At 73.9% G+C, this 7,929-nt stretch carries 5 protein-coding genes and 1 pseudogene; 5 read left to right on the top strand and 1 reads right to left on the bottom strand.

Annotated elements, in window-relative coordinates:
- Both GTW67_RS14915 and GTW67_RS14910 read left to right on the top strand, forming a co-directional pair.
- Positions 1-1,933 (top strand): annotated as a pseudogene (locus tag GTW67_RS14915) (family 2 glycosyl transferase); the annotation flags it as partial.
- Complete coding sequence (locus tag GTW67_RS14910; RefSeq protein WP_161165300.1) at positions 1,930-3,477, top strand: DUF5719 family protein; 1,548 nt, start codon at positions 1,930-1,932, stop codon at positions 3,475-3,477. The pseudogene GTW67_RS14915 and the gene GTW67_RS14910, both read left to right, overlap by 4 nt.
- A 60-nt stretch (positions 3,478-3,537) precedes the next feature.
- Here the strand turns inward: GTW67_RS14910 and GTW67_RS14905 are convergent, their stop codons facing one another.
- Positions 3,538-3,990 (bottom strand): metallopeptidase family protein, encoded by a 453-nt coding sequence (locus GTW67_RS14905; protein ID WP_161165302.1) that lies wholly within the window; start codon positions 3,988-3,990, stop codon positions 3,538-3,540.
- Between the two features lie 343 nt (positions 3,991-4,333).
- Between GTW67_RS14905 and GTW67_RS14900 the strand changes: the two genes are divergently transcribed.
- The 3 genes from GTW67_RS14900 (at position 4,334) to GTW67_RS14890 (ending at position 7,868) form a co-directional block, all read left to right on the top strand.
- Positions 4,334-4,708, top strand: coding sequence for a DUF3499 domain-containing protein (locus GTW67_RS14900; RefSeq protein ID WP_216353433.1), 375 nt, complete (start codon positions 4,334-4,336; stop codon positions 4,706-4,708).
- Between the two features lie 118 nt (positions 4,709-4,826).
- Positions 4,827-6,443: a lactate permease LctP family transporter gene (locus tag GTW67_RS14895; RefSeq protein ID WP_161165301.1), complete on the top strand. Its 1,617-nt coding sequence runs from the start codon at positions 4,827-4,829 to the stop codon at positions 6,441-6,443.
- A 60-nt stretch (positions 6,444-6,503) separates the two neighbouring features.
- Positions 6,504-7,868, top strand: coding sequence for a phosphomannomutase/phosphoglucomutase (locus tag GTW67_RS14890; protein WP_161165299.1), 1,365 nt, complete (start codon positions 6,504-6,506; stop codon positions 7,866-7,868).
- Positions 7,869-7,929 lie beyond the last annotated feature (61 nt).

Below are 7,929 nucleotides of genomic sequence, written 5' to 3'. Positions count from 1 at the left end.
GTCGTCCTCGCGGACACCCGGCGGCTGGCGCGCCACCTGGGCGTACGCGCTGCTGCTGACCGTCACCACCGCCTTCACACCCGTCGTGTGGCCCATCGCGCTGCTGCTCGGCGTGGGCGTCCTGGTCCTGCGCCGCGGCGACATCACGGCGTACGGGCTGCGGCTCCTCGCCCAACTGGGCACGCCCCTGCTGGTGCTCGCGCCCTGGTCGCTGTCGCTGCTCCCGTTCGGCTTCTTCGACGAGGCCGGCCTGGCGTACGGCTCCTCGGCCGCCTCCGCGCTCGACCTGCTCGGCGCCAGCCCCGGCGGCCCCGGCACGGTCGGCGGGCTGGTCCTCATCGGCATCGTGCTGGCCGCGCTGGCCGCCCTGCTGCGCTCCGAGCGGCAGTTGGCGGTCCGCACGGCCTGGGCCGTCGCCCTGGTCGCCCTGGTCCTCGCGGTCCTGTCGAACCGTTCCGCCTGGGCGGGCCCGGCCACCCTCGTCTACGGCATCGCCCTGCTGTCCGCCGCCGCCCTGGGCGCCGACGGAGCCCGCTTCCGCGTCGCCGAGCAGAGCTTCGGCTGGCGTCAGCCGGTCGCCGCGCTCATCGCCCTCGCCTCGGCCGTCGGCCCGCTGATCGCCGCCGCCGGCTGGGTGATCGACGGCGCCGACGGGCCGCTGGAGCGCCGCGATCCCGTGCAGGTCCCCGCGTTCGTCGCCGAGGACACCGTCACCCGCGACCAGGCCCGCACCCTCGTCCTCGACAGCGACTCCGCCGCCCATGTGAGCTACATGCTGGTCCGCGGCGCCGGGGTCCGCCTCGGCGACGGCGAACTGGCCGCCGGCGGGGGCAACGGCACGCTCGACAAGGTCGTCGCCAACCTCGTGGCCGGCTCCGGCGCCGACCAGGCCGGTCAGCTCGGCGGCTTCGCCGTGCGCTACGTCCTCGTGCACAAGGGCGCCCCCCACGACGTCGTCCGCGTCCTGGACGCCACGCCGGGCCTCAGGCGGCTCAGCCAGCAGGACGGCAGCGGCCTGTGGCAGGTCGACCGGGACGTCGCCCGCGCGACCATCGTGTCCGGCGGCGGCGCCGCCGGTGCGCCGCAGCCGGTCGCCGCCGGGCCCGTGGAGATCCACACGAAGGTCCCGGCCGGCGGCGAAGGCCGGGTGCTGCGCCTCGCCGACACCGCCGCGGACGGCTGGACGGCCATTCTCGACGGCAAGCCGCTCACCCGCACCACGGTCGACGGCTGGGCACAGGGCTTCGAACTCCCCGCCTCCGGCGGCACGCTGGACGTCACCTACGACGATCCGTTCACCCACACCGCGTGGCTGTGGGCCCAGGGCCTGCTCGCCGTCGTCCTGGTGGTCCTGGCCCTGCCCGGCCGGCGCCGCGACATCGACGACGACCTGCCCGAAGAGCCCGTCGTCCCCGCCCAGGCGGTCGCCGGCGAGGGCCGCAGGGCACGCCGACTGCGCGCCCAGGCGGAGGCCGAGGCGGAAGCGGAGGCCGGCACCGGCACGGAGGCCGGGACGGCGGAACCCGTCGCGCCCCCCGCCCCGCCGCAGGAGCCGCCGGTGACGGTCCCGCAGCAGGCGTCCGGCGCCTGGGACCCGGCCGGCTACCCGGACACCGGCTACCCGGACACCGCGTACGGCTATGGCACGTACGGCGGCGAGCAGTACCAGGACGCCCAGCAGTACGACCCGGCCGCCTACGGGCAGCAGCAGCCGTACGGGACGGACGCCTACCAGGGCGCCCAGGACGGCCAGTACGACCAGGCCCAGCAGTACGACCCGTACGCCTACGGCGATCCGAACGGGGCCGGCGCCTACGACCCCGCCTACGACCAGGCGTACGGGCAGGGCGGATACGACACGCCGTACGACCCTTCCCAGGCCCAGCAGCCCCACGGCCCGGGCAGTGAGCGTCCCGACGGGAGCCAGCAGTGAACCGCACCACCCTGTCCCTGATCGCCGGCGCCACCGCGCTCGCCGCCGTCACCGGATTCGCGGCGCTGTCCACGCCGGACGCCTCCGGCGCGGACCCCGCCGGTGCCGCGGCCGCACGGCTGCCGGTGGAGCGGACCAGCCTGCTGTGCCCGGCGCCCAGCACCTCCGACCTGGCCGAGACGTCGTACACGTCGTTCACGCCCGTCACCAAGGGCACCGAGAACAAGGGCAAGGCCCAACTCACCCCCGCGGCTCAGGAATCGGACGGGCAGACCGGAGACAAGAGCGGCGAGAAGGACGACGCGAAGGGCGACGAGAAGAGCGACAAGAAGGGCGGTGCCGAGGCCGCCAGGCCCGTCGTCCAGCCCAAGGCCCCCGGCACCCCGGTCACCGCGACGACCAACGGCGCCGGCACCCCCGCGTCCGTCGGCACCGCCGAGGGCAGCTACGCCCCCGGCTGGACGGTGCAGCAGACCACGGAGGTCGCCGCCGGCTCGGGCCGCGGACTGCTCGGCGTCAACTGCACCGCGCCGGACACGCAGTTCTGGTTCCCCGGCGCCGCCACGACGGCCGACCGCACCGACTACGTGCACCTGACGAACCCCGACGACTCGGCGGCCGTCGTCGACATCGACCTCTACGGCAAGGACGGCGCCGTCAAGTCGACGGTGGGCGACGGCATCACGGTGCCCGCCCACGGCAGCGAGGCGATCCTGCTGTCCACGCTCAGCGACGCCCAGGAGGCCGACCTCACCGTGCACGTCGGCGTGCGCAGCGGGCGGGTCGGGGCCGCGGTGCAGGCCCTGAGCGACAAGACCGGCGGCGACTGGCTGGCCGCGGCCACGGACCCGGCGGGCAGCCTGGTGCTGCCGGGCATCCCCAAGGACGCCACGGCCGTACGCCTGGTGCTGTTCACGCCCGGTGACACCGACGCCGACCTGAAGGTGCGGCTCGCCTCACCGACCGGGCTGATCACACCCGCCGGGCACGAGACGGTGCGCGTCAAGGCGGGCATGACGACGGGCGTCGACCTCGGCGAGGTCACGCGCGGCGAGGCCGGCTCGCTGGTGCTGACGCCGACGGACAGGTCCGTGCCGGTGGTGGCCGCGTTGCGGGTGGTGCGGGGCAAGGGCGAGAAGCAGGAGACGGCGTTCATCCCCGCCTCCGGCCCGGTCGGGGCGCGCGCCACCGCGGCGGACAACCGCGCCAAGGGCACCGTCCTGTCCCTGGCCGCCCCCGGCAAGGCCGCGCAGGTGAAGGTCACGGCGTCGGCGGGCAGCGAGGGCGGTACGACGGCGTCCCGGACGTACACGATCAAGGGCGGCACGACCCAGGACGTGCAGGTGCCGGTCCCGGCGGGCCTGAAGGGCACCTACGCGCTGACGGTCGAGCCCGTGTCCGGCGGCCCCGTGTACGCGGCCCGCACCCTGACCCAGCCGGAGAACGAGGACGCGGCGGCCTTCACGGTGCAGACCCTCCCGGACGACCGCGGCATGGTGGCCGTCCCGGAGGCCGAGGAGAACCTGTCGGTGCTCCAGAAGTGACGACCCCCGGCCGGGCCCGAGCGACCGGGACCCGGCCGACCGGGTCCCGGCCCGCCGTGCTCAGTCCTCGCCGTAGCGCGGGTCCACCGTCTCCGGTGTGAGCCCGAGCAGCTCCGCGACCTGCTCGACGACCACCTCGTGCACCAGCGCCGCCCGCTCGTCCCGCCCCTTCGTGCGGATCTCGACGGGCCGCCGGTAGACGACCACCCGCCCCCGAAGGCCGTCCCGCGCGGGCACCGTGCCGCCCAGCGGCACCGCCTCGTCGTTCCAGGACTGCCCGGCCCCGTCCAGCCGCGGCACCTCCAGGACGTGGAAGTCGATGTCGGCGAGCTGCGGCCACCGCCGCTCCAGACGCTCGACGGAGTCCTGCACCAGATCCGCGAACAGGTCGGCGCGGCTGGCGGCGAGCGGCACCTGCGGCGGTGCGATCGGGCCGCGCATCCCCCGGCCGTGGCGATCACGACGGCGGGGTCCTGGGCGGCCGGCCTCACGGGGCGTCACGGGGTTGTCCATCACTGGTGAAGGGTAGTCCCCGCCGCCTCCGCGCGCCGGACCCCGCACGACACACCGGCCACCGCCGCGGCACGCCGGACCGGATGTCATCGGATGACCATTCCGGCCAAGGTCGGGCTCAATTCCGTATCTCTCCGTGACCATGGATCTCATGGCAAATGTCGTTGTTTGTATCAGCTTATGACCGCCCCTCTGCCTGTCCGGTATCTCGAAAATCGGCGTCGTCGCAGGTCAGGCGAGTGCGTTCGGCGGCGTCCGTGGCTCGTCTCACATCGCGACACGGTGGTGTGACCTGGCGGGGGATCGTCGCGGCCCGCTCAAGAGTGCGGTACCGTCCAACATCGTGAGCCCTGTACGTCGCTGTTCGCGCACCGCCTGCGGCCGTCCCGCCGTCGCGACGCTGACGTACGTCTACGCCGACTCGACCGCGGTCCTCGGCCCGCTCGCCACCTACGCCGAACCCCACTGCTACGACCTGTGCGCCGAGCACTCCGAGCGCCTCACCGCCCCGCGCGGCTGGGAGGTCGTCCGCCTGCTCGACGGTTCGGCCCCGGCCCGCCCCAGCGGCGACGACCTGGAAGCGCTCGCCAACGCGGTGCGTGAGGCCGCCCGCCCCCAGGAGCGCGCGGCGGGAGCCGGTGGCGGGGCGCGTTCGGCCGACCCGATGGAGGTCGCGCGCCGCGGCCACCTGCGGGTCCTGCGCTCGCCGGACAACTGAGCCCCCAGTTCTGAACATCCATTTCCCGCACGCCCATTGACGTTGCCTTGTCGCGGACACGACCATTCCGGAAGCCACGAGAAAACGCTTTCGCATGGCGGAATCCGGGGAGGCGCCCGTGTACGTCCAGGAACTGGAACCCCTCGCCGACTCCCTCGGCCTGTCCGCCCTCGTGGCGGCCCTGCCGCTGGTGATCGTCCTCGTCCTGCTCGGCGGCGTCCGCATGAAGGCCCACCTGGCGGGCCTGATCGGCCTCCTGGCGGCCGTACTCGTCGCCTGGCTCGCGTACGGCATGCCGCTGGACCAGACGGTCTCCAGCGCCGCGCAGGGCGCCGTGTTCGGGCTCTTCCCCATCCTGTGGATCGTCGTCAACGCCCTCTGGGTCTACCGGATGACCGTCCGCACCCGGCACTTCGACATCCTGCGCCGCTCCTTCGGCCGCCTCTCCGACGACCCCCGCATCCAGGCCCTGGTCGTCGCCTTCTGCTTCGGCGCCCTGCTGGAGGCCCTCGCTGGGTTCGGGGCGCCCGTCGCGATCTGCTCGGTCATGCTCGTCGCCCTCGGCTTCGACCCCGTGCGCGCGGCGGTCGTGTCCCTGGTCGCCAACACCGCACCGGTCGCCTTCGGCGCCATGGGCACCCCCGTGGTCACGCTGGCCCAGGTCACCGGGCTGCCGCTGGACGACGTCGCCTCCGTCGTGGGCCGCCAGACACCCCTGCTGGCCCTCGTCGTCCCGCTGCTGCTCGTCGCCCTGGTGGACGGGCGGCGCGGACTGCGCGAGACCTGGGTGCCCGCCCTGGCCTGCGGAGTGGCCTTCGCCGTCGCCCAGTTCGCCGCCTCCAACTACGTCTCCGCCCAGCTCGCCGACATCGCTGCCGCCCTGATCGGCGCGGGCGCCCTGGTCGCCGTACCGGCGGCCCGCAGACCGGCCGCCGAGCCCGTCCGGACGTCCGTGCTGACCGGCGCCCGCAGCGAGGAACTCGACGAGGACGACCCCCGCCGTGAGGTGCTGCGCGCCTACGCCCCCTACGCCCTGATCGTCGCCGTCTTCTCCGTCGCGCAGATCCCCCCGGTCAAGGACTGGCTGGCCCGCGCGACCCAGACCTACGACTGGCCGTTCCTGGACGTCGCCGACCCGCGGGGCGAGCCCGTCGGCGGCAACGTCTTCTCCTGGCCGATCGTCTCCACCGGCGGCACGCTCGTGCTGCTCGCCGGGCTGGTCACGGCCGTCGTCCTCGGCGTCCACGCGCGCGTGGCGGTCAGGGAATGGCTCGCGACCGTGCACGAACTGCGGTACGCGATCCTCACCGTCACCTCCGTCCTCGCCCTCGCCTACGTCATGAACCTCTCCGGACAGGCCGCCACCATCGGCCACTTCGTCGCCGCGGCCGGCGCCGGACTCGCCTTCCTCTCCCCGGTGCTCGGCTGGTTCGGCGTCGCCGTCTCCGGCTCCGACACCTCCGCCAACGCCCTCTTCGGCGCCCTCCAGGTCACCGCAGCCCGCGAATCCGGCCTGTCCCCGGAGCTGCTGGCCGCCGCCAACAGCTCGGGCGGCGTCCTCGGCAAGATGATCTCCCCGCAGAACCTCACCATCGCCTGCGCCGCCGTCGGTCTCGCCGGCCGCGAGGGCGACCTGCTGCGCAAGGTGCTCCCGTGGAGCCTCGGCCTGCTGCTGGTCATGTGCCTGATCGTGGTCGGACAGTCCACGCCGGTCCTGGGCTGGATGCTGCCCTGACCCCTGTCGGGGGCTACGGGTAGTTTGTGGGCTCCGACAGGACTTTCAGGAAGGTTGGCCGTGGCTGCTGATCTGTCGCAGATCGTGAAGGCGTACGACGTACGCGGTGTGGTCCCGGACCAGTGGGACGAGACGCTGGCCGAGCTGTTCGGCGCGGCCTTCGTCGAACTGACCGGCGCGGACGCCATCGTGGTCGGCCACGACATGCGGCCCTCCTCGCCGGGCCTGTCCGGCGCCTTCGCGCGCGGGGCGGCCGCCCACGGCGCCGACGTGACCGAGATCGGCCTGTGCTCCACCGACCAGCTGTACTACGCCTCCGGCGCGCTGGACCTGCCGGGCGCCATGTTCACGGCCTCGCACAACCCCGCCCGGTACAACGGCATCAAGCTGTGCCGCGCCGGTGCGGCGCCCGTCGGCCAGGACACGGGGCTCGCGGAGATCCGCGCCCTCGTGGAGCGGTGGAGCGACACCGGCGCCCCGGAGCCGGCCGCCCGCACGGGCACCGTCACCCGGCGCGACACGCTCACCGACTACGCGGCCCACCTGCGCTCCCTGGTCGACCTCACCGCCATCCGCCCCCTCAAGGTCGTCGTCGACGCGGGCAACGGCATGGGCGGCCACACCGTCCCCACGGTCTTCGCCGGCCTGCCCCTCGACCTGGTGCCGATGTACTTCGAACTGGACGGCACCTTCCCCAACCACGAGGCCAACCCGCTCGACCCGGCCAACCTCGTCGACCTCCAGAAGCGCGTCCGCGAGGAGGGCGCCGACCTCGGCCTCGCCTTCGACGGCGACGCCGACCGCTGCTTCGTCGTCGACCAGAACGGCGACCCGGTCGCCCCGTCCGCCGTCACCGCCCTGGTCGCCGCCCGCGAACTCGCCCGCAACGGCGGCAAGGGCACGGTCATCCACAACCTGATCACCTCCTGGTCGGTGCCTGAGGTCGTCCGCGAGAACGGCGGCACCCCGGAGCGCACGCGCGTGGGCCACTCCTTCATCAAGGCCGAGATGGCCCGCACCGGCGCCATCTTCGGCGGCGAGCACTCCGCGCACTACTACTTCCGCGACTTCTGGAACGCCGACACCGGCATGCTGGCCGCCCTCCACGTCCTCGCCGCCCTCGGCGAGCAGGACGGCCCGCTGTCCGCCCTGGTCGCCGCCTACGACCGCTACGCCGGCTCCGGCGAGATCAACTCCACCGTCGCCGACCAGCAGGCCCGCCTCGCCGCGGTCCGCGCCGCGTACGAGGGCCGCGACGGCATCACCCTCGACGACCTCGACGGCCTCACGGTCACCGCCCCCGACTGGTGGTTCAACGTCCGCCCGTCCAACACGGAACCCCTCCTCCGCCTGAACGCAGAGGCCCGCGACGAGGCCACGATGACCAAAATCCGCGACGAGGCCCTGACCATCATCCGCAACTAACCCGACTCCGCCTACGTAGCCGCGCCCACCGGCCGCAGCCGGGCCACTCCGCCTACGTAGC

Source organism: Streptomyces sp. SID5910 (genome assembly GCF_009862125.1).
Taxonomy (GTDB): Bacteria; Actinomycetota; Actinomycetes; order Streptomycetales; family Streptomycetaceae; genus Streptomyces.
This window is presented reverse-complemented; position numbering and strand designations above follow the sequence as displayed.

Coding starts and splice junctions, on each gene's coding strand:
- GTW67_RS14905 (WP_161165302.1), bottom strand. CDS start 3,990: ATGGACAACCCCGTGACGCCCCGTGAGGCCGGCCGCCCAGGACCCCGC.